Source organism: Streptomyces sp. NBC_00887 (assembly GCF_045207585.1).
Map to the genome: position 1 here is coordinate 8,119,096 of NZ_CP108788.1, position 21,427 is coordinate 8,140,522.

17 protein-coding genes and 1 pseudogene are annotated in these 21,427 nt (G+C 70.8%); 15 read left to right on the forward strand and 3 right to left on the reverse strand.

The window, feature by feature from the left end; translation table 11 throughout:
* Positions 1-44: 44 nt before the first annotated feature.
* The gene (locus OG844_RS36975) at positions 45-854 is read right to left on the reverse strand and encodes an NAD-dependent epimerase/dehydratase family protein (protein ID WP_406389268.1); all 810 of its coding nucleotides are present in this window, start codon (positions 852-854) and stop codon (positions 45-47) included.
* A 334-nt stretch (positions 855-1,188) separates the two neighbouring features.
* Between OG844_RS36975 and OG844_RS36980 the strand changes: the two genes are divergently transcribed.
* Both OG844_RS36980 and OG844_RS36985 read left to right on the forward strand, forming a co-directional pair.
* Positions 1,189-2,154: a 5-dehydro-4-deoxyglucarate dehydratase gene (locus tag OG844_RS36980; protein WP_406389266.1), complete on the forward strand. Its 966-nt coding sequence runs from the start codon at positions 1,189-1,191 to the stop codon at positions 2,152-2,154.
* Positions 2,151-3,332 (forward strand): hypothetical protein, encoded by a 1,182-nt coding sequence (locus tag OG844_RS36985; protein WP_406389265.1) that lies wholly within the window; start codon positions 2,151-2,153, stop codon positions 3,330-3,332. Before OG844_RS36980 ends, OG844_RS36985 begins: the two co-directional genes overlap by 4 nt.
* Positions 3,333-3,358: 26 nt before the next feature.
* On the opposite strand, the pseudogene OG844_RS36990 reads toward OG844_RS36985, so the two are convergent.
* Positions 3,359-4,627, reverse strand: a pseudogene (locus tag OG844_RS36990) (MFS transporter).
* A gap of 170 nt (positions 4,628-4,797) precedes the next feature.
* Between OG844_RS36990 and OG844_RS36995 the strand changes: the two are divergent.
* From OG844_RS36995 to OG844_RS37055, 13 genes are all read left to right on the forward strand, one after another.
* A complete protein-coding gene (locus OG844_RS36995) occupies positions 4,798-5,454 on the forward strand; it encodes a GntR family transcriptional regulator (RefSeq protein WP_383183942.1) in 657 nt (218 codons plus the stop codon).
* Between the two features lie 50 nt (positions 5,455-5,504).
* The gene (locus OG844_RS37000) at positions 5,505-6,407 is read left to right on the forward strand and encodes a dihydrodipicolinate synthase family protein (protein WP_406396051.1); all 903 of its coding nucleotides are present in this window, start codon (positions 5,505-5,507) and stop codon (positions 6,405-6,407) included.
* Positions 6,404-8,143, forward strand: coding sequence for an L-arabinonate dehydratase (gene araD, locus OG844_RS37005; protein ID WP_406389263.1), 1,740 nt, complete (start codon positions 6,404-6,406; stop codon positions 8,141-8,143). Before OG844_RS37000 ends, araD begins: the two co-directional genes overlap by 4 nt.
* Positions 8,144-8,288: 145 nt before the next feature.
* On the forward strand, positions 8,289-9,221 hold the full coding sequence (locus OG844_RS37010) for a sugar ABC transporter permease (RefSeq protein WP_329212320.1): 933 nt from the start codon (positions 8,289-8,291) through the stop codon (positions 9,219-9,221).
* On the forward strand, positions 9,218-10,129 hold the full coding sequence (locus tag OG844_RS37015) for a carbohydrate ABC transporter permease (protein WP_329212322.1): 912 nt from the start codon (positions 9,218-9,220) through the stop codon (positions 10,127-10,129). Before OG844_RS37010 ends, OG844_RS37015 begins: the two co-directional genes overlap by 4 nt.
* A 5-nt stretch (positions 10,130-10,134) precedes the next feature.
* Positions 10,135-11,481: a polysaccharide lyase family 1 protein gene (locus OG844_RS37020; protein ID WP_406389262.1), complete on the forward strand. Its 1,347-nt coding sequence runs from the start codon at positions 10,135-10,137 to the stop codon at positions 11,479-11,481.
* Entirely contained in the window at positions 11,478-12,647 is a 1,170-nt protein-coding gene (locus OG844_RS37025) for a Gfo/Idh/MocA family protein (RefSeq protein ID WP_406389261.1), read from the forward strand. The genes OG844_RS37020 and OG844_RS37025 overlap by 4 nt, the downstream gene beginning before the upstream one ends.
* On the forward strand, positions 12,644-13,468 hold the full coding sequence (locus OG844_RS37030) for a PmoA family protein (RefSeq protein ID WP_406389260.1): 825 nt from the start codon (positions 12,644-12,646) through the stop codon (positions 13,466-13,468). Before OG844_RS37025 ends, OG844_RS37030 begins: the two co-directional genes overlap by 4 nt.
* A complete protein-coding gene (locus tag OG844_RS37035) occupies positions 13,465-15,009 on the forward strand; it encodes a family 43 glycosylhydrolase (protein WP_406389258.1) in 1,545 nt (514 codons plus the stop codon). The genes OG844_RS37030 and OG844_RS37035 overlap by 4 nt, the downstream gene beginning before the upstream one ends.
* A gap of 107 nt (positions 15,010-15,116) precedes the next feature.
* Positions 15,117-16,448 carry an ABC transporter substrate-binding protein gene (locus OG844_RS37040; protein WP_406389257.1) on the forward strand — a complete coding sequence of 444 codons (1,332 nt, stop codon included), beginning with the start codon at positions 15,117-15,119 and terminating at the stop codon, positions 16,446-16,448.
* Positions 16,449-16,617: 169 nt separating this feature from the next.
* A complete protein-coding gene (locus OG844_RS37045) occupies positions 16,618-17,439 on the forward strand; it encodes a rhamnogalacturonan acetylesterase (RefSeq protein ID WP_406389256.1) in 822 nt (273 codons plus the stop codon).
* Between the two features lie 50 nt (positions 17,440-17,489).
* Complete coding sequence (locus OG844_RS37050; RefSeq protein WP_406389254.1) at positions 17,490-18,818, forward strand: polysaccharide lyase family 1 protein; 1,329 nt, start codon at positions 17,490-17,492, stop codon at positions 18,816-18,818.
* A 107-nt stretch (positions 18,819-18,925) separates the two neighbouring features.
* A complete protein-coding gene (locus OG844_RS37055) occupies positions 18,926-20,029 on the forward strand; it encodes a pectinesterase family protein (protein ID WP_406389252.1) in 1,104 nt (367 codons plus the stop codon).
* Positions 20,030-20,544: 515 nt separating this feature from the next.
* Here OG844_RS37055 and OG844_RS37060 read toward each other — a convergent pair.
* Entirely contained in the window at positions 20,545-21,387 is an 843-nt protein-coding gene (locus tag OG844_RS37060; RefSeq protein WP_406389251.1) for a pectate lyase, read from the reverse strand.
* Positions 21,388-21,427 lie beyond the last annotated feature (40 nt).

Here is a 21,427-nt window from a genome sequence, read left to right on the forward strand (position 1 = left end):
GTCGCGCTATTTTCCCGGGCCCCGCCGACGGAGCCGGGCCGGGTCTAGTACGGCCACATCGGCGGGTCCGTGACGAAATGACCGCCGATGTGGGCGTGGTCCGGGTTCTCCGGATCCAGTTCCCCGTGCTCGGCGACGAGTTTGTCGGCGTACTGCTCGGAGTCGTCCTGCGGCTCGTACCCGAGGGACCTGGCCGTCGTCAGGTCCCACCACAGGCGGGTGTTGTCGGAGGAGCCGTAGATCACCGTGTGGCGCACGTCCTCGGCGGTGAGCGCGGCGTGGAAGAGGCGCGCACCGTCGCCGGGGCTCATCCAGACCGACAGCATCCGGACCGATGTCGGCTCCATGAAGCAGGAGCCGATGCGCACCGAGACGGTCTCGACGCCGTACTTGTCCCAGTAGAGCTGCGCGAGGTCCTCGCCGAAGGACTTCGACAGACCGTAGAAGGTGTCGGGGCGGTGCGCGGTGTCGATCGGGATCAGCGGATCGCCGGGCAGGGGGCGCGGGGTGTAGCCGACGGCATGGTTGGAGGAGGCGAACACGATGCGCCCGACGCCCTCCTCGCGTGCGGCCTCGTACAGGTTGTAGGTGCCCTCGATGTTGGAGCGCAGGATCTTGTCGAACGACGCTTCCAGGGAGATGCCCGCGAGATGGATGATCGCGTCGACGCCCCGTACGGCTTCCCTCAGGGCCTCCTTGTCACCGAGGTCGGCGGTGATCGCGTCGGGTTCTCCCTCGATGGGGACGACGTCGAAGAGGCGCAGCTCATAGCCGTACGCGGGCAGCAGTCCCCGCATCAGGGTGCCGAGGCCGCCGGCGGCGCCGGTGAGCAGGACGGTGCGGGGAGCGGGCATACGGAAATCTCCTCGGTGCGGGCACAGGACGGGGGCGCGGCGTACGCGGACGTGCCGTGCGTTGCGGTGGTGCGTACGGACAGCAAGGTACGCGCGGCACGCAGGCATGACACATCAGCACGGTGCGTCAAATCCATGGACGACATTCACATGCATGGACAAGCTAAGAAGTCCTGGCGGATCACGTCAAGTGTGACCCGGAGTGAGCTGCTCTGCCTCCAGGTTGGGCGTTTTCGTCTTGACCTGCCCCGCGCGGCTGCCTTAGCGTGGCGGCGTTCAGAAATATGGACACCGATCAGAATTGTGCACGCCTGAATCTGCTCAGGGAGCGCCCGTGACCTCAGCCCCCCTTGCCGCCCGACTCACCGATGTCGCCGGGCCGCTCTTCTTCCCCGTCACCGCCTACGGGCCGGACGGCACCGTGGACCTCGACGCCTTCCGTGCGCATGTGCGCGCCGGCATCGATGCCGGCGCCGCAGCGGTCTTCGCCTGCTGCGGCACCGGCGAGTTCCACGCGCTGACGCCGGAGGAGTTCCGGATCGTCGTGGCCGCGGCCGTCGAGGAGACCGCCGGGCAGGTGCCCGTCGTCGCGGGCGCCGGCTACGGCACGGCGCTCGCGATCCAGTACGCGAAGCTCGCCGATGACGCGGGAGCGGACGGACTCCTCGCCATGCCCCCGTACCTCGTCGTCGCCGGCCAGGAAGGCCTGCTGGGCCACTACACCGCGCTCGCCGCGGCCACCGGCCTGGAGACGATCGTCTACCAGCGCGACAACGCCGTCTTCACCCCGGAGACCGTCCTCGCCCTCGCGCGGACACCCGGGATCATCGGCCTCAAGGACGGCTTGGGCGACCTCGACCTGATGCAGCGCATCGTCAGCGCCGTACGCACCGGCCTGCCCGGCCAGGACTTCCTGTACTTCAACGGCCTGCCCACCGCCGAGCTCACCGGGCTCGCCTACCGCGGCATCGGCGTCACCCTCTACTCCTCCGCGGTGTTCGCCTTCGCACCCGACATCGCCCTCGCCTTCTACCGGGCGATGGAGTCCGGCGACGACGACCTGGTGAACGCGCTGCTCGACCACTTCTACCGGCCGCTCGTCGAACTGCGCGCCAAGGGGCGCGGTTACGCGGTGTCCCTGGTGAAGGCGGGCGTCCGGCTCGAGGGCCTGGAGGTCGGCGAGGTGCGCACCCCGCTCACCGAACCGCCCGCCGAGCACGTCGAGGAACTGACCGTGATCATCGCGAACGGCCGTGCCCTGCTGGAGAAGCACGGGGCCGGGCAGGAGGAGCGCGGGTGAAGACCTCCGCCTTCCTCTATCCGTGGGACGTCGTCGGGGACCCGGACGCCGCCACGCGCGTCGCGGACCTCGGTGTCCAGCAGGTGACGCTCGCCTCCGCGTACCACTCGACCCGGGCCCTGACCCCGCGTCACCCGAACAGCCGGATCGTCACGGCCGAGCACGCCGCGGTCCTCTACCCGCCGGACCCGGCGCGCTGGGCGGGACGCGAGCTGCGGCCGTTCGGGCAAGCCTGGGTGGCGGGCGAGGACCCGTACGCCGAGGCGGCCGAGGCCCTGACCGAGGCCGGTCTCCAGGTGAACTCCTGGGTCGTCCTCGCGCACAACTCCCGCCTGGGCGCCGAGCATCCGGACACCTCCGTGGTCAACGCCTACGGCGACCGCTACCCCTGGGCACCGTGCATCGCGCAGCCCGCCGTCCACACCTATCTGGTGGACCTGGCGGCGGAGGCGGCCGTGCGCCCCGGGGCGCACGGCACCGAGCTGGAGTCCTGCGGCTGGTACGGCTTCGCCCATCTGCACGCCCACGACAAGATCGCGGGTGTGGGCCTCGGGGACGCGGCGCAGTACCTGATGTCGCTCTGCTTCTGCGCCGCGTGCCGGGACGGGTACGGCGGGCACGGTCTGGACCCGGACGAGCTGGGTGCGGCGGTACGCCGTGCCCTGGAGCCGGTCTGGGCCGGATCCGGTTCCGGGGAGACCGGCTGGTCCGGCGTCGAGAAGCTGCTGGGGGCCGGCCTCGCCGATGCCACCCTGCGATGGCGCGGCCAGGTGGCCAGGACGCTCCAGGAGTCGGCCGTCGCCGCGGTGCGGCAGGCGGCGGAGGGCCGGGACTTCCAGGTCCTGCTGCACGCCGACCCCGCCCCGTACCGCACGGGCGCCAACGTCGGAGTCGACGCCGCCCACATCCTGTCCACCGCGGACGGAGTGGTGCTGCCCTGCACCGGCGGCGACGCGGCGCGCGAGGCGGTGCTCGGCCCGTTCGCCGGGCTGTCCGGAGTGCGGGCCGCCAACTTCGGTGTGGTCACCGGCATGGGCGGCAGCCCCGGAACGCTGGAGCGGGACGCGGCGCACGCGCTCTCGCTCGGCGCCACCGAACTGCGCCTGTACCACGCCGGACTGGCCTCCGGGCCGGACCTCGAGGCCGTCGCCGACGCACTCTCACGCGTCGGTCGATGAAGGAGGCGGGCCGGTGAGGGCGCCCGTCAGCCGTCCCCAAGCTCTCGACTTCGTTCGAGCAGGGGAGACCCCATCCGCCGGCCCGTGCCCAGCCATGCCGCGGTGGCCAGTCCGGCCACCGCGGTCAGCGGCAGCAGCACGGTGACGTCCACCACCGCGACCAGCCCCGCCCCGAGCGCCGGGGCCACCGCGTGCGGCACCGTCATCAGCGAGTCGGCCGCCGCCGGCGTGCGGCCGAGCACCGCGTCCGGGGTCTCCCGCTGCACGGCCGTCACCGTGGCGATCAGCACACACGGCAGACCCGGACCGATGGCCGCGCTCGCCTCCAGGGCCACGGGCTCGCAGGGCGGTGCCCGCGCCCCCACGGCCACCGCGAACACAGCGGTCCCCGCCGCCGCGAAGACACGCTCGGGCATGCGCCGGAGCAGTGGCCCGGCCAGCAGCCCGGCCGCCACCGAACCGGCGCCCCGGGCCGCGTGCAGCACCCCTGCGTAGGCGGGGGACCGGCCCAGGACGTCGTCGACGACGGCGTACACCGCAGCGCCGTTGAGCCCGGCCAACGGCATCGTCAGCGCCTCGGCGCACACCAGTGGCCGCAGCACCCGCGAGCCGCGCAGCAGCCGTGCGCCCGCCGCCGCGACACCCGCCCCGCCCTGTCGGGCCCCCTCACCCGCAACGGCGCGAACACCAGCGTGGCCAGGGCGAACGTCACCGCGTCCAGGAGTGCCGCCGGCCCGCCGCCGTACCGCGCCAACAGCCCCGCGCCCGCCGGCGGCGCAAGCAGTTCCATGCCCTCGTTCGCCATGGTCCGCAGCCCGTTGAAGTCACCCAGCAGCCGCGCGTCGACCGTCCGGGCGACCAGCGCCGCCTCGGCCGGCCGCGTCCAGCAGGACGCCACTCACCCCGTAGGCGAACAGAACGGCGAAGAGCACCCGGACCCGGCCGGCCGGATCGACCATGAGCAGCGAGGTCATCAGCCCCGCCATGGACAGATTCACCCCAGATCACCAGCTGTTTGCGGGGCAGCGGATCGGCGAGCGCGCCGAGGGCGGGGCCGGCGAGCACCGGTGCCCACCTCGCGAACACGGTCAGGACCACCAGGCTGTCCGAACCGGTGAGCGGCCTGACCCGGATCCCGGCGGTGAGCCACATCGCCGACGTACCGAATCCGGGGACGAGCACCCCGTCAGAACGAGCAGGGCCGTCCGATCGCATACCACTCCGCCCACGGCGCCGCCCGCCCTCGCACCACCGTGACCTGCGCACTCGCCTCCTGGCCACGCCAACGGGGCCATGCCGGCGACTGAGGGCGCCTCCGGACATCGGGCAGAAGCCCTAGAGATGCGTTGAAACATCTTCTGTCAGAAGCGTTGACGAAACATTCACGACCGCTCTAACTTCATCGCGTCGTACTTCGTACGTCATATATGAGACGCGATACGCGAGATGCGAGAGCCCTTCACTCATGACCTTTGCTCCCACCCCGATCCCCTCCCGGACCCAGTACGTGCTGGAGGCGATCAAGCACGCCATCCTGACCGCGCAGCTGAGACCGGGGCAGGCGCTCGTCGAGACCGAGCTCGCCGCGCAGTTCGGGGTGTCGAAGACTCCTGTACGTGAGGCGCTGAAGACGCTCGCCGGTACGGGACTCGTGGTCATGAGCCAGTACAAGGGCGCCACCGTGCGACTCGTCGACGCGACCATGGCGCGGGAGGTGTACGACGTTCGCCTGCTCCTGGAGCCCGAAGCGCTGCGCCGCTCCATCACCCGCAAGGCCTCGCTCGACGCGGCGCAGGAAGCCCTGGAGCGCTCCGACTCGGCGGTCGACAAGGCCGACAGGTCGCTCGCGAACCGGGACTTCCACCGCGCCCTCTACCTGCCCTGCGGCAACCCGCTGCTCTCCCGGATGCTGGACGAGATCCGCGACCAGGCCGCCCTCGTGTCGACCGTGGCCTGGTCGGCCATCCCGTCGTGGGAGCGGGAGGCGGCCGAGCACCGGGAGATCCTGCGGCTCGCGCTCGCGGACGACGCGGCGGCGGCGGCCGGGGCTCTGCACGACCACATCGCGTCGTTCGTGCGCCGCGCCTTCCCCGACGACGAAGACGGGGGTGACGCGGCGTGAACAACCAGCTGGAGCTCAATCACCAGCACCTCGACGAAAGGCCAGTCCGCATGGACCTCACCCCGCTGAAGGCGGCCCTCGCAGACGTTGTGGCGATCCCGGTGACCCCGTTCGCCGAGGACGGGAGCATCGACACGACGGCGCACCGTGCCCTGCTGCGACGGCTCCTCGACGGCGGCGTCCGCATCGTCACCCCGAACGGCAACACCGGGGAGTTCTACGCGCTGACCCCCGACGAGCGGCGCACCGTCACCGAGCTCACCATCGAAGAGGCGGGCGGCCGTGCCACCGTCCTCGTGGGCGTCGGACACGACGTACCGACCGCCGTGGCCGCCGCCGAGCACGCCCGGGACGCCGGCGCGGAGATGGTGATGGTGCACCAGCCCGTGCACCCCTACATCTCGCAGGAAGGCTGGATCGACTACCACCGGGCCATCGCCCAGGCGGTCCCGGAGCTCGGTGTCGTCCCGTACATCCGCAACCCGCTCCTCGCCGGCGAGCGCCTCGCCGAACTCGCGGACACCTGCCCCAACGTCATCGGCGTGAAGTACGCCGTCCCGGACGCCGCCCGCTTCGGCGCCTTCGCCCGGGACGCCGGCCTGGAACGCTTCGTCTGGGTCGCGGGACTCGCCGAGCTGTACGCACCCTCCTACTTCGCCACCGGCGCCACCGGATTCACCTCCGGCCTGGTCAATGTCGCCCCCGGTGTCTCGCTGGCCATGCTGGGGGCACTGCGGGCCGGTGACTACGCGGCGGCGATGAAGGTCTGGGAGCAGATCCGCCGCTTCGAGGACCTGCGCGCCGACCGGCAGTCCGCCAACAACGTGACCGTCGTCAAGGAGGCCCTGGCCGCACTCGGGCTCTGCCGCCGCGACGTCCGCGCACCGAGCAGGGTCCTGCCCGAGGCGCAGCGCGCCGAGGTCGCCGACCTGGTCGCAGGGTGGTCCATATGACGGGTACCGAAGGCACGCGCATCACTCCCGAGGAACTGCGCAGCCACCAGTGGTACGGAACGGACGGGCTCCGCTCGTTCAGCCACCGCGCCCGCACCCGCCAGCTCGGCTACCTCCCCGAGGAGCACCTGGGCAAGCCGGTCATCGCGATCCTCAACACCTGGTCCGACATCAACCCCTGTCACGTCCATCTGCGCGACCGCGCACAGGCGGTCAAGCGGGGCGTCTGGCAGGCGGGCGGCTTCCCGCTCGAGTTCCCGGTCTCCACACTCTCGGAGACCTTCCAGAAGCCGACCCCGATGCTCTACCGCAACATGCTGGCGATGGAGACGGAGGAGCTCCTGCGCTCCTACCCCGTCGACGGCGCCGTGCTGCTGGGCGGCTGCGACAAGTCGACGCCCGCCCTCCTCATGGGCGCGGCCTCCGTCGACCTGCCGACCGTGTTCGTGCCCGCCGGGCCGATGCTGCCGGGCCACTGGCGCAACGAAGTGCTCGGCTCCGGTACGGACATGTGGAAGTACTGGGACGACAAGCGGGCCGGGCTCATCGGTGACTGCGAGATGGCCGAGCTGGAGAACGGGCTCGCGCGATCGCCCGGCCACTGCATGACGATGGGAACCGCCTCGACCCTGACGGCCGCCGCCGAGGCGCTGGGCGTCACGGTGCCGGGCGCCTCGTCCATCCCGGCCGTCGACTCCGGTCACGACCGGATGGCCGCGCAGTCCGGGCTCCGGATCGTCGAACTGGTGTGGCAGCAGCTCACGTTGTCGAAGATCCTCACCGCCGACGCGTACGAGGACGCCGTAGCCACCGTTCTCGCGCTCGGCGGCTCCACCAACGCCGTCATCCACCTCACCGCGATGGCGGGGCGGTCCGGGGTGAAGCTCACCCTGGACGACTTCGACCGCATCGCCCGGACCGTCCCGGTCCTCGCCAACCTCCGCCCCGGCGGCAAGTACCTGATGGAGGACTTCCACTTCGCCGGCGGGCTGCCAGGATTCCTGGCCCGGCTCACCGACGTACTGCATCTGGACCGTCCCACCGTCTCGCACACCACGCTGCGCGAACAGCTCGACGGGGCGCTGGTGCACAACGCCGACGTCATCCGGGAGCGGGACAACCCCCTGGCCGAGGAGGGCGGCGTGGCGGTGCTGCGCGGCAACCTCTGCCCCGACGGCGCGGTCATCAAGCACATCGCCGCCGAGCCCCACCTGCTGCGCCACACCGGCCCCGCGGTCGTCTTCGACGACTACAAGGAGATGCAGCGCACCATCAACGACCCGGCCCTGGCCCTCACCGCGGACCACGTCCTGGTGCTGCGCAACGCCGGACCCAAGGGCGGTCCCGGCATGCCCGAGTACGGCATGCTGCCGATCCCGGACTACCTGCTGAAGCAGGGCGTACGGGACATGGTGCGGATCTCCGACGCCCGGATGAGCGGCACCAGTTACGGGGCGTGCGTGCTGCACATCGCGCCCGAGTCGTTCGTCGGCGGGCCGCTCGCCCTGGTGCGCACCGGTGACCTGATCACCCTGGACGTCGAGGCGCGCCGGCTCCATCTCGATGTTCCCGACGAGGAGCTGGAGCTGCGCAGGGCCCGGTGGACACCGCCGCCCGCCCGGTACGGCCGCGGCTACGGGGCGCTCTACCAGGACCAGATCACCCAGGCCGACACCGGATGCGACTTCGCGTTCCTGGCGAGGCAGGGAGAAGTGCCCGACCCGTACGCGGGCTGAAACCGGGCGAAGAGAATTCCGCGCACCGATCCGTTCGGCACACCGAACGGCATGCGGTAAGCGCTTGCACGGCACACGTACCACCGCACGGCACACGCACCACCGCACGGCACATCCAGCACTTCCCAGAGATCGGAGACGTGTCATGGCCCAATCCGCAGCCGTGGCCACACCGCCGCCCAAGGTGCCCCGGCGCCGCTCGGCGAGCCCCCGCCGCCTGCCGTATTTGCTGATAGCGCCCGCGGGCCTGCTGATGCTGGGCTTCATCGCCTATCCGGTGATCAGCGTCTTCTACTACAGCCTGCAGAACTACAACGTCACCAAGCCGTGGCGGAACGGCTTCGCCGGTTTCGACAACTTCACCCGCATCTTCACCGAGGACGAGCAGTTCTGGCCGACGCTCGGCTTCAGCGCCCAATGGGTCTTCACCCAGGTCACGTTGCAGCTCGCGCTCGGTCTCGCACTCGCCCTGATCGTCAACCAGAGCTTCATCGGCCGCGGCATCTCACGCGCCATGGTCTTCTCGCCCTGGGCCGTCTCCGGGGTGCTGACCAGCACCATCTGGATCCTGCTCTACAACTCCTCGACCGGCTTCAGCCGCTATCTCGCGGACGCCGGAATCGGCGAGTACGGCACCTCGGTGCTCTCCGACACCGGGACCGTCTTCTGGGCGGCGACCATCTCCGAACTCTGGCGCGGTGTCCCCTTCTTCGCCATCCTCATCCTCGCCGACCTGCAGTCCGTCTCGAAGGAGCTGTACGAGGCGGCATCGGTCGACGGCGCGGGCCGGCTGCGGCAGTTCTTCCACATCACCCTCCCGCACCTGCGGGACGCGATCATCCTCGCCACACTGCTGCGCGGTGTCTGGGAGTTCAACAACGTCGACCTCCTCTACACCCTGACCGGCGGCGGACCGGCCGGAGAAACCACCACCCTGCCGCTCTATGTCGCCAATACCGGCATCGAGGGCCACGACTTCGGCTACGCCTCGGCACTCACCACCGTCGCCTTCGTGATCCTCCTCTTCTGCTCGATCGTCTATCTGCGCCTGAGCAAGTTCGGAGGCGACCACAAGTGACTGCCGCACTCGCAGAGAAGAACAGCGCCCCGGGACGGTCTGTGCGACACAGCGCCCCGCCGCCCTCCTCGACCCGCCGACCCAAGCGCGAGCGTGCCTTCGACGACGTACCGCGCTGGCAGATCTACGTGCCGCTCGGCATCTACCTGCTCTTCACGCTCATCCCCTTCTACTGGATGTTCCTGTTCGCCGTTCGGCCCGCCGGTTCCACCTCGCTGGTGCCCTGGCCGATGACGGGGGAGCACTTCTCCAAGGTCTGGAACGAGCGGAGCTTCGCGCTCTTCTTCCAGAACAGCATGATCGTCGGCGTCTGCACGCTGTTCGCCACGACCCTGGTCGCGCTGGCCGGCGGCTATGCCCTGGCCCGGTTCAACTTCAAGATCAAGAGCGCGTTCATGCTGGCGCTGCTCTGCTCGCAGTTCATCCCGGGCGCGCTGATGCTCGTACCGCTCTTCGAGATCTTCAAGAACCTCCAGATGATCAACTCCCTCGGGAGCGTCGTCATCGCGGAGACCGTCTTCCAGCTTCCCCTGTCGATCATCCTGATCAGCGGCTTCATCAAGAACGTGCCGGTCTCCCTGGAGGAGGCCGCCTGGGTGGACGGCTGCTCGCGCTTCCGGGCCTTCTGCGCGGTCGTCCTGCCGCTGCTGCGCCCCGGACTGATCGCCGTCGGCTCCTTCGCCTTCGTCCACAGCTGGAACCACTTCCTGTTCGCCCTGATGTTCCTCAGCGAGCAGGACAAGCAGACGATCCCGGTCGGACTGAACACCCTGATCGGCGCCGACAGCGTCGACCTCGGGGCGCTCGCCGCGGGCGGTGTCATCGCCGCCGTGCCCGTGGTGATCGTCTTCGCCTTCATCCAGAAGTGGCTGATCACCGGCTTCAGCGCCGGCGCAGTGAAGGGCTGACGGACATGACCCCACGCCCCCGCGCCGCGCGCCGCGCCGCCGCCGCGCTCGCCCTGCTCCTCGGCAGCCTGGCCCTCCAGCCGGGCGCCGAGGCCGCCACCCCGGCACCGGCGGCGCAGCCGCCCGCCGCGGACCGCGACCTCGGCCGGGAGGTCCTCGCCGCCGACGACGGCTGGGCCGCCGAAGGCACCGGGACCACCGGCGGCTCGGCCGCCGACGACGCCCACGTCTTCACCGTGCGCACCAGGGCCCAGCTCGTCGCCGCGCTCGACGGCGGCAGCTCCGTACCCAAGATCATCCGTGTCGCCGGGACCATCGACGCCAACACCGACGACCGGGGACGGCGGCTGGACTGCGACGACTACGCCACCGACGGCTACGCCCTCGACGCGTACCTCGCCGCCTACGACCCCCGTACCTGGGGCGGCGCCAAGCCCGCCGGACCCCAGGAGGACGCCCGCAAGGCGTCCGCCGCCCGCCAGGCCGAACGCGTCGAGCTGCTCGTCGGCTCCCACACCACGCTCGTCGGCGTGGGCCGCAACGGCGTACTGAAGGGCGCGAGCCTCCAGGTCAAGGACGCCGACAACGTCATCGTCCGCAACCTCGAACTCCGCGACGCCTACGACTGCTTCCCGGCCTGGCAGCCCAACACCGGCGGACTCGGCGACTGGAAGACCGCGTACGACACCCTGTGGCTGCGCGGCGCCACCCACGTCTGGGTCGACCACGTCACCGCGAGCGACAAGGGCCACCCGGACGACCGGGAACCCACCTACTTCGGACGCAACTTCCTGCGCCACGACGGGCTGCTCGACATCACCAACGGCGCCGACCTGGTCACCGTCTCCTGGAGCCGGTTCGCCGACCACGACAAGGCGATGCTCATCGGCAACGGCGACGGGGTCACCACCGACCGCGGCAAGCTGCGCGTCACCCTGCACCACAACGAGTTCCACTCCGTCGTGCAGCGCGCACCGCGCGTCCGCTTCGGCCAGGTCCACCTCTACAACAACCGCTACGTCATCCCCGGGGAGGGCGACTACCGCTACTCCCTCGGCGTCTCGACCGAGTCCCGGATCGTCGCCGAGAACAACTCCTTCGAGAGCCCCGGCCACGTGGAGGTCGCCGACCTGCTGAAGAGCTGGAACGGCAGCGCCCTCACCCAGCGCGGCACCGTGTTCAACGGCTTCCCCGTCGACCTGGTCTCCATCTACAACGCCTACAACTCCGGCAGCGAGACCGACCTCGCCACCGACACCGGCTGGACACCCACCCTGCACGGCCCGGTCGACAGCGCCGAACGCGCCGCCGCCGACGTCGCCCGCGGGGCCGGAGCGGGGAGGGCCGGATGACCACGACACCGCTGACCGTCGTCCTGGCAGGCGCCCGGGGCCACGGCCGCTGGCACCTCGCCAACATCCGCCGCCTCCAGCACCAGGGCCTCGTCAGGCTGGCCGGGATCTGCGAACTGAACCCGCTGACCGACGGCGAACTCGACGCTTTCGCCGCCGAGATGCCCGAGCAGTCCGCCGACTTCGGGGCGCTCCTGGACTCCACCGGCGCCCGCGCCGCCATCATCTGCACCCCCATCCCGACCCACACCGCGCTCGCCCTGACGGCGGCGGACCGCGGCGTCCATCTCCTCCTGGAGAAGCCGCCCGCCGCGACCTGGGCCGACTACGCCCGCATGGCCGACGGTGTGCGGGAAGCCGGCATCGCCTGCCAGGTCGGCTTCCAGTCCTTCGGCTCGCACGCCGTGCCCGCCATCAAGGAACTCGTACGTTCCGGAGCCATCGGCAACGTACGCGGCATCGGCGCCGCCGGTGCCTGGGTCCGCGACGACGCCTACTTCCGGCGGGCACCCTGGGCGGGCCGCCGCACCCTGGGCGGCACGGACGTGGTCGACGGTGTGCTGACCAACCCCTTGGCACACGCCCTCGCCACGGCGCTCGAACTCGCCGACCGGGGCTCCGCCGAGGACGTGGCGTCCATCGAGACCGAGCTGTTCCGGGCCCACGACATCGAGGCGGACGACACCAGCAGCGTCCGCGTCACCACCACGGACGGGCTGCCGGTCACCGCCGCGGTCACCCTCTGCGCCGAACAGGCCGGGGAGCCCTATGTGATCGTCCACGGCGACCGGGGGCGCATCACCTTCTGGTACAAGCAGGACCGGGTCCTCGTCCAGCGCGCGGGACACGGTCCCGAGGAAGCCGTGCACGGGCGGACCGATCTCCTGGAGAACCTCGTCGACCACCTGCTGCGGGGCACCGAGCTGCTCGTACCGCCCCACCGCACCGGCGCGTTCATGCGGGTCGTCGAGGCAGTGCGCACCGCCCCCGAACCCACCGCGCTGCCCGCCGGCGCCTGGGTCACCCGGCCCGCCGAGACCGGTGACGGGGTGCGGCGCATCGTGCGCGGCATCGACGCCATGGTCGCCGCGGGGGCCGACACCCTCACCCTCTTCTCCGAACTAGGCGCCCCCTGGGCGCAACCCAGCGAGGTGAGCACACCGTGACCACCGCACTCCTCAGCTGCGCCGGACGCCCCGTGGGCCGCTACAGCTACCGGCCCGGGACGGACAGCCGCCCCTACCTCCACCCCGTCACCACCCTGGCTGGCACCCCCGTCACCGAGGAACGCCCCGCCGACCACATCCACCACCTGGGCGCCTCCGTCGCCGTCCCCGACGTGGCCGGGCACAACTTCTGGGGCGGGCGCACCTTCGTCCGCGACCAGGGCCCCACCGAGCTCGACAACCACGGGGTCCAGCGCCACCTCGGCTGGAAGCTCCGCGACCCGGACGGCTTCGTGGAGGAGCTCAGCTGGGAGGCCGACGGCACCGAGCTGCTGCGCGAGCACCGCACCGTGGCCGTCAGCGAACTCACCGACACCGCCTGGGCGCTGGACTTCTCCTTCTCGCTGACCAACCGCGGCAGCACGGACCTCTCCATCGGCAGCCCCGCCACCAACGGCCGGCCCGGCGCCGGATACGGCGGCTTCTTCTGGCGCGCCCCCAAGGAACCCACCCCGCCCGGCGTGTTCAGCGGCACCCTCGACGGCGAGGAGGCGGTGCACGGAAGGGCCGCCGACTGGCTGGCCCTGACCGGCGACGGCTGGACCCTCGTCTTCGCCGGGGCGACCGACGAGACCCGGCGCGACCCGTGGTTCGTGCGGACCACCGAGTACCCGGGCGTCGGATCCTCCCTCGCCGCGGACCGGCGGCTCCCCGTCGCGGCCGGTGCCACCGTCGTACGCAGGGTGGTCACCGTCATCGCCGACGGCACGCTCGACCGCGAGACCGCCGCCGGCTACGTCCGCAAGGTGGCGACCGCATGAGCAGACCCTGGACCGCGGACCTCGGCAACGGCACGTACCGCAACCCCGTCCTGAACTCCGACTGGTCCGATCCGGACGTCGTGCGGGTCGGCGAGGACTACTACCTCACCGCGTCCAGCTTCGGCCGGGTCCCCGGCCTGCCCCTGCTGCACTCGCGCGACCTCGTCAACTGGTCACTCCTCGGCCATGCGCTCGAACGCCTCGAACCGGCCGCCGACTTCGCGGTGCCCCGCCACGACTGCGGGGTGTGGGCCCCCTCACTGCGGCACCACGCCGGACGCTTCTGGATCTTCTGGGGCGACCCCGACCACGGGATCCACCAGATCAACGCCGAGGACATCCGCGGCCCGTGGAGCGCCCCGCACCTCGTGAAGGCAGGAAAAGGGCTGATCGACGCCTGCCCCCTGTGGGACGAGGAGACCGGCGAGGCCTATCTCGTGCATGCCTGGGCCAAGTCCCGCTCCGGCATCAAGAACCGGCTCACCGGCCACCGGATGAGCCCCGACGGACGCGAGCTGCTCGACGAGGGCAAGACCCTCGTCGACGCCGACACGATCCCCGGCTGGTTCACCCTGGAAGGGCCCAAGCTCTACCGCCACGACGGGTACTTCTGGATCTTCGCCCCGGCCGGCGGAGTGGAGACCGGCTGGCAGGGTGCCTTCCGGTCGCGCAACTTCTTCGGCCCGTACGAGGAGAAGGTCGTCCTGGCCCAGGGCGCGACCGGCGTCAACGGGCCGCACCAGGGCGCCTGGGTGCAGACCGCGGAAGGCGGTCCCTCCTCCCACTGGTTCCTCCACTTCCAGTCCCGCGGGCCCTACGGGCGGGTGGTCCACCTCCAGCCCATGAGCTGGCCCGTCGACAGCGACGGCTGGCCGGTCATCGGCGACGGGGGAGAACCCGTCGCCGTGCACGCCAAGCCCGAGGCGCCCGAACAGCCCGTCGAGGCCCCGGCCTCCAGCGACGACTTCCCCGGCGGGCGGTACGGCAGGCAGTGGCAGTGGACGGCGACCCCCCGGCCCGGCTGGACCGTCGAACACGGCGGTGACGGGCTGCGGCTGAGCTGCGTACGGACCGCGTACGCGCACGATCTGCGGGCCCTGTCCAACGTCCTGGTCCAACGCCTGCCGGCCGAGGAGTTCAGCGTCGAGGTCGACCTCGCGCTGCACAGCCGGGAGCCCGGTGCCAACGCCGGACTCGCGGTGTTGGGGGACGCCTTCAGCTGGATCGGGCTGGAGGCCGGGGAGGACGGGACGGCCCGGCTCGTCCACCGCTACGCCGAGGCCGTCGCCGAACACGAACGGGACGCCGAACACCCCCGCGCGGCACCCGAGGGGCGGGTCCGGATCCGCATCGCGGTCACCACGGGGGCCCGCTGCCGCTTCTTCGCCGACACCGGTGACGGATTCCGGCTCTCGGGCCAGGTCTTCGCCGCCACACCCTGGCGCTGGGTCGGCGCCCTGCTCGGCCTCTTCGCCACCGCACCGGCCGGGACCGGCCCCGCCGGGACGGCTTCCTTCACCGCTTTCCGTACCAGCGGCTGACCGCACACACCACAGACCACCCCCACGGCAGCCCCCCACTGACGTAACGCACAGCACCTGCGACACCAGCGATTTCACCGATCAGTACCGAGAGAGAAGAGCCGACGATGACCATCTCCAAGACGCAGCGGGGGCGCGCCATGGCCGCGATGTCCCTCACAGCGGCGCTCGCCCTGACGGCCACCGCGTGCGGTGACGACGGCAGTGGCACCGGCAACGAGGGCAGCGGCAAGGGCGAGATCACCTTCTGGGACAACAACGGCGGTCCGCGCACCGCCATCTGGACCGAGATCATCAAGGACTTCGAGAAGAAGTACCCCGACATCAAGGTCAAGTACGTCCCGATCCCGATCGCCGACGTCCAGTCCAAGTACGACACGGCGATCGCGGGCGGCGGCCTGCCCGATGTGGGCGGCGTCGGAACCGCGTACCTCGCCAACATCGTGTCGCAGGAAGCCCTTGTGCCGGTCACCGACCGGATCAAGGAGTCGTCGCTGAACGGCAAGCTGGTCCAGACCATGGTCGACAGCGTCAAGGACGCGGGCGGCCGGGGCGACGACCTGTACAGCGTGCCGACCTCCGCGAACAACGGTGCGCTCTGGTACCGCACCGACCTGTTCGAGGCGGCGAACCTCGAGGCGCCCACCACCTGGGACAGCTTCTACACGGCTGCCGACAAGCTCACCGACGCGAAGAACAACAAATTCGGCTACACCATCCGCGGCGGCGCCGGCTCCATCGCGCAGGCCCTGGACGCGTCCTACGGCCAGTCCGGCATCACGGAGTTCTGGGCCGGCGACAAGACGACGCTCAACGACCCCAAGAACGTCGCCGCGCTGGAGAAGTACGCCGCCCTCTTCAAGAAGACGACGCCCGCGGCCGACGTCAACAACGACTTCACCAAGATGGTCGCCCAGTGGGACACCGGCACCATCGGCATGCTCAGCCACAACCTCGGTTCCTACCAGGACCACCTGAAGGCACTGGGGGCGGAGAAGTTCGCCGGCATCCCGGCACCGATCGGCGCGGGCGGCACCCGGGTCCAGGTCTCCAACCCGGTCGACGGGCTCGGCCTGTTCCGGGCGAGCGAGAACAAGACGGCGGCCTGGAAGTTCATCGAGTTCGCCGCCTCGCACGAGTCGAACAGCAAGTGGAACGAGGCCGCGGGTGCCATCCCGGCCAACACCGAGGCCGCCAAGGACCCCTGGATCTCCAAGACCGAGCCGACGGCGCTCGCCGCGAAGGCGCTCACCGACGGTTCCACCAAGATCGTGCAGCTGCCGTACTACCTGCCCGACTGGAACAACATCAGCAAGGCGGACAACGAGCCGGAGTTCCAGAAGCTGCTGCTCGGCAAGGTCACGGCCAAGCAGTTCCTGGACAAGATGGCCGACGAGCTGAACACCGCCCAGAAGGAGTGGAAGGACCTGGGCCACTGATCCGTCCGTCTCGCCACGGCCGGTACCCGATGACCGGGATCCGGCGGCGGTTCGGGTCGCGCCCCGCCGCCGGTCCCTCTCCCCCTGTACACCAGGCCCAGTACGTCAGGTACGTCGAGCACGTTCGGTACGTCGTACGAGCCAGTCGTACGAGAGAGGCAGTCCCGCTGTGTCACTCACCCGCAGGCAGACGGCAGCCGCGCTCCTCGCGCTGCCGCTCGCACTCACCGCCACCCCCGCACTCGCCCACGGCGGGGGCCGGCCACGGTCCCGGACGCTCCACATCGCGGGCGACTCCACGGCCGCCCAGAAGTACGCCGACGCCGCACCCGAGACCGGGTGGGGCATGGCCCTCCCCTTCTTCCTCGGCCGTGGGCTCACCGTCGCCAACCACGCGATGAACGGCCGGAGTTCCAAGAGCTTCATCGACGAGGGCCGCCTCACCGCCCTCCTCGAAGGTGTCCGCCCCGGCGACCTCGTCCTCATCCAGTTCGGGCACAACGACGAGAAGACGGAGGACCCGGCCCGCGGCACCGACCCGTACACCACGTACCAGGAGTACCTGCGCCAGTACGTGAACGGCGCGCGGGCCCGCCGGGCGGAGCCCGTGCTGCTGACGCCGGTGGAGCGACGCCGTTTCGCGGCCGACGGCACCGCCAAGCCCACCCACGGCGAGTATCCCGCCGCCATGCGCGCCCTGGCGGCCGAGGAGCGCGTGCCGCTGCTCGACCTCCAGGCGCTCTCCCTCGCCCGCTGGCAGGAACTCGGCCCGGACGGGACCGAGCCCTACTTCAACTGGCTGGAGCCGGGGGAGTCCCCGAACTACCCGGACGGCAAGCAGGACAACACCCACTTCCGGCCTGCGGGCGCGATCGACGTGGCCCGGGCGACCGCCCGCGCCCTCGGCGCGGAACGCGTGCTCGCCCCGCGGGACCTGCGCCGTCTCGACGACCCGGTCCCCGTCGAGTGGATCACCTGGCCGCAGGCCTGAACCGCTTCACCCCCTTCTTCTTCCTCCCGTACGACAGTTAAGGATTCGCCATGCCCGCACGCATGTCCCACGCCCGTGCCACCGCCGTGGTGCTGGGCTGCGCATCGCTGGCCCTCGCCGTGAGCGTCCCCGCCCAGGCGGCCACGCACCACGGCAAGGGGATCGAGCGCGCCGTACTTCCCGCAGGCGACGGCTGGGCCGCGGCCGACGGCTCCACCACCGGCGGCTCGCAGGCCACTCCCGACCACATCTACACCGTCACGAACCGCGCCGAGCTCATCGCGGCCTTCCAGGACGCGGGCGACGCCCCCAAGATCATCAGAATCGCCGGCACCGTCCACGGCAACTCCGATGTCAACGGCACCCCGATCGGCTGCGAGGACTACGAGCAGGACGGCTACACCCTGGAGAAGTACCTCGCGGCCTACGACCCCGCGGTATGGGGCACGACCGAGGTTCCGGCGGGTCCGCTGGAGGACGCCCGTGTGGCCTCCGCGAAGCTGCAGGCGGCCGCGGTCAACGTGAAGGTCCCCTCCAACACCACCCTCGTCGGCGTCGGCGACGACGCGACGATCATCGGCGCCAGCCTGCAGGTGAAGGGCGTCTCCAACGTCATCATCCGCAACATCGCCTTCGAGGACACCTACGACTGCTTCCCGCAGTGGGACCCCACCGACGGGGACAAGGGCGCCTGGAACTCCGAGTACGACAACCTCGTCGTCTACGGCTCCACCCACGTCTGGGTCGACCACAACACCTTCAGCGACGGCGACCGGCCCGACGCCGACCAGCCCCTCTACTTCGGCCAGGTGTTCCAGCAGCACGACGGGCTCTTCGACATCGTCCGCGGCGCCGACCTCGTCACCGTGTCGTGGAACGTCCTCAAGGACCACGACAAGACCATGCTCATCGGCAACAGCGACGGCGCCGGGGCGAGCGACCGCGGCAAGCTCCGCGTCACGCTGCACCACAACCTCTTCAAGGACGTGAAGGAGCGCGCGCCCCGCGTCCGCTTCGGCCAGGTCGACTCGTACAACAACCACTTCGTCGCCACCACCGGCAGCGCCTACGGCTACTCGTACGGCATCGGATTCGAATCCAAGCTCGTCGCCGAGCACAACGCGTTCAGCCTCGGCAGCGGCTTCGACAAGGCCACCATCCTCAAGAAGTGGTCCGAGTCCCCGCTCACCGCGGACAACAACTACGTCAACGGGCGCAAGACCGACCTGATCGCCGTGCACAACGCGGGTGTGCCCGCCGAGCAGCTCACCGTGGGCGCCGGCTGGACGCCCGAGCTGCGCACGAAGGTCGACCACCCGCTCGTCGTCCCCGTGCTCGTCGCACTCAAGGCCGGAGCGGGCAGGGTCTCGGGCCGCTGACGACGCACATCCGAACCGGCCGGAGCGGCACCGCACTCTCCCCACCACCCCGGAGAGAGCCGCTCCGGCCACTCACTTTCCCCGCCTCGCATGTCAGGAGTACCGCCATGACCAGCAGACGCAGCGCGCTGTCACTGCTCGCCGGCGCGGGCGCCGCCCTCGCCGTCGGCGCCCCCACCGCACACGCCCGGCCCGCGCAGGTCCGTCCGTTCGGCCGCTACGGCGCACCCGACCGCCGCCTGGACTCCCGCACCCTCTACGTCGACCCGCAGGGCCGGGGCGACCACACCGACGTCCGGTCCGCCGTGGCCGCGGCCACCGGTACGGGGCACACCCTGGTGCTCGCCCCCGGCGTCTACCGCGGAACGGTCACCGTCCCGGCGGACCGGGCCGGCCTCACCCTCATCGGGGCGAGCGGCGACCCGCGTGACACCGTCATCGTCCACAACAACGCGGCCGGCACGCCCAAGCCCGACGGCTCGGGCACCTACGGCACCAGCGGATCGGCCACCGTCACGGTCCAGGCCGCCGACTTCACCGCCCGCGACCTGACGTTCGCCAACGACTGGCTGCGCTCGGACAACCCCGAGTACACCGGTACCCAGGCCGTCGCGATCAAGGTCCAGGGCGACCGTTCGGCGTTCTACGGCTGCCGCTTCCTCGGCCACCAGGACACCCTGTACGCCGACTCGCTGTCCCTGACCGCGTTCGCCCGCCAGTACTACCGCGACTGCTACGTGGAGGGTGACGTCGACTTCGTGTTCGGCCGCGCCACCGCCGTGTACGACCGCTGTCACTTCCGCACCCTGACCCGTACCGACCTCGCGTCGGCCCCGTACGGCTTCGTCTTCGCGCCCAGCACCGCCGGTGCGAACCCGCACGGCTACCTGGTCCTGCGCTCCCGGGTCACCGGTACCGCCCCCGACGCGTACTACAAACTGGCCCGCCCGTGGGTGCCCTCGTCCGATCCCACCGCACGGCCGATGCTGACCGTCCGCGACAGCCACCTCGGCGCGGGCATCGACGCCGTCACGCCGTACGCCACCATGTCCGCCGGCTTCCCCTGGCAGGACCAGCGCTTCGCCGAATACCGCAACACCGGCCCCGGCGCCCGCGTCACCGTCCCCGAAAACCGCCCCCAGCTCGCAGCCTCCGAGGCCCGCTCGCACACCCCCGCCGACTACCTCGGCGACTGGCGGCCCTGCGTGTGACCTGGTGTCGCCGCCCGGCAGCCCGTTACGCGGTGCCGGGTTCGGCGAGCCACCGGTCCGCAGGTCCGTGCGGCGCGCGATCGTTTCGAAGTCGGCATCGTAGTGGCGGAGCGTGAGGTCCGACATCTCGGCGACGGCGGCGACGACCGGGTCGACCGGCCCTGCCGAGTGGTGCTCTCCGTACCCGGTCAGGATCTCCTGGACCTCCCGAGCCCCGCGGAAGACGCCGTCGGGGGTGGGCGCCCAGGTCAACAGGTGGTGCAGCCGTTCCTGTTTGGCCAGTCGGTCCGTTCCCGAACGGGCCGGGTGGAGGATCTCGCTCGGCGGCCCGGCAGGAGCGGCGTCGTCGATTTCGAGCAGAAACTTGGACATGCGATCTCTTCGTACAGATGACTTACCTTGAGCGTATATACGAGGGGGTGTACCGGCGATCGACCCTGCGGCCGCGAAGGGCCGTGGTCCGGCGCCGACAGCGCCGGACCACGGCCCTTGTGCCTGATCCGGAAGGAAGACTCCTAGTCGTAACTGATGTCCGACGAGGAGTAGCGGCAGTACGTGCCGTCCGGGCCGCTGCCGGTCTCCTTCGGCTCGGCACCCGTGTTGTTGCCCGTGTAGCGGACACAGGGCTTGATCTTCTTGCTGCTGTCGCCGTGGATGCGGACCGAGCGGAGCGCGGCCGTGTCCCCGTAGTTGGTGTTGATGCCGACGAGGGACTTGCCGGGCGCCGTCACGTCCACGTCGTTGACGATGATGTCGCGCTTGTACTGCTTGGAACAGTTGCCGCAGGACCGGACGAGCTTGCCGAAGTCGGCGACCTGGAACTTCGTGATGACCAGCTTGCCGGCCCCGTTGAACTGGAAGACCTTGTCGGAGGCCTTTCGGGCGCCGCCGCCGTACACCGTGTACACGGAGCCGGTCGACGTGCCCTTGAAGGACGCGGCGTCCTCGCCGACGTCCTCCCACCAGACGTTCTGGAGCGTGCAACTGCCGGAGCAGTGGATGCCGTCGGCGGCGGGCGAGCCCAGGATGACGTTCTTGAGCGTCGCCCCGTCCTTCAGCTTGAAGATCGGGTCCTGGCCCTCGTCCTGGCCCCCGTCGCCGAGGTCGCCGCTCCCGTAGAAGCGCTTCAGGCCGCCGTCGTACGTCCCCGAGACCTCGATGGTCGACGAGGCCGCCTGGCTGCCTTTGGCCGTGGGCCAGGCGGGCACCGCGGCGGCTGCCGCGCCGGCCGGCTGGAGCATCACGTTGGTGGCCAGGGCGGCGCCGGTGAGGCCCAGCGCCGCGGTGAGCGCGGCTGCCATGCGGCGGCGGCCGGGACGGCGCCGGTGGGTGTGCCGGAGTGCGGCTCGTTCCCTCATGTTCCTTGTTCCGTTCCTCGGTGGTGGGGGAGTGTTGCGC

What these genes read in the sequence shown, in the direction of transcription:
- OG844_RS36975 (WP_406389268.1), bottom strand. Translation starts at nt 854, where the DNA reads ATGCCCGCTCCCCGCACCGTCCTGCTCACCGGCGCCGCCGGCGGCCTC.
- OG844_RS36995 (WP_383183942.1), top strand. Translation starts at nt 4,798, where the DNA reads ATGACCTTTGCTCCCACCCCGATCCCCTCCCGGACCCAGTACGTGCTG.
- OG844_RS37000 (WP_406396051.1), top strand. Translation starts at nt 5,505, where the DNA reads ATGGACCTCACCCCGCTGAAGGCGGCCCTCGCAGACGTTGTGGCGATC.
- araD (WP_406389263.1), top strand. Translation starts at nt 6,404, where the DNA reads ATGACGGGTACCGAAGGCACGCGCATCACTCCCGAGGAACTGCGCAGC.
- OG844_RS37010 (WP_329212320.1), top strand. Translation starts at nt 8,289, where the DNA reads ATGGCCCAATCCGCAGCCGTGGCCACACCGCCGCCCAAGGTGCCCCGG.
- OG844_RS37020 (WP_406389262.1), top strand. Translation starts at nt 10,135, where the DNA reads ATGACCCCACGCCCCCGCGCCGCGCGCCGCGCCGCCGCCGCGCTCGCC.
- OG844_RS37025 (WP_406389261.1), top strand. Translation starts at nt 11,478, where the DNA reads ATGACCACGACACCGCTGACCGTCGTCCTGGCAGGCGCCCGGGGCCAC.
- OG844_RS37035 (WP_406389258.1), top strand. Translation starts at nt 13,465, where the DNA reads ATGAGCAGACCCTGGACCGCGGACCTCGGCAACGGCACGTACCGCAAC.
- OG844_RS37040 (WP_406389257.1), top strand. Translation starts at nt 15,117, where the DNA reads ATGACCATCTCCAAGACGCAGCGGGGGCGCGCCATGGCCGCGATGTCC.
- OG844_RS37050 (WP_406389254.1), top strand. Translation starts at nt 17,490, where the DNA reads ATGCCCGCACGCATGTCCCACGCCCGTGCCACCGCCGTGGTGCTGGGC.
- OG844_RS37055 (WP_406389252.1), top strand. Translation starts at nt 18,926, where the DNA reads ATGACCAGCAGACGCAGCGCGCTGTCACTGCTCGCCGGCGCGGGCGCC.
- OG844_RS37060 (WP_406389251.1), bottom strand. Translation starts at nt 21,387, where the DNA reads ATGAGGGAACGAGCCGCACTCCGGCACACCCACCGGCGCCGTCCCGGC.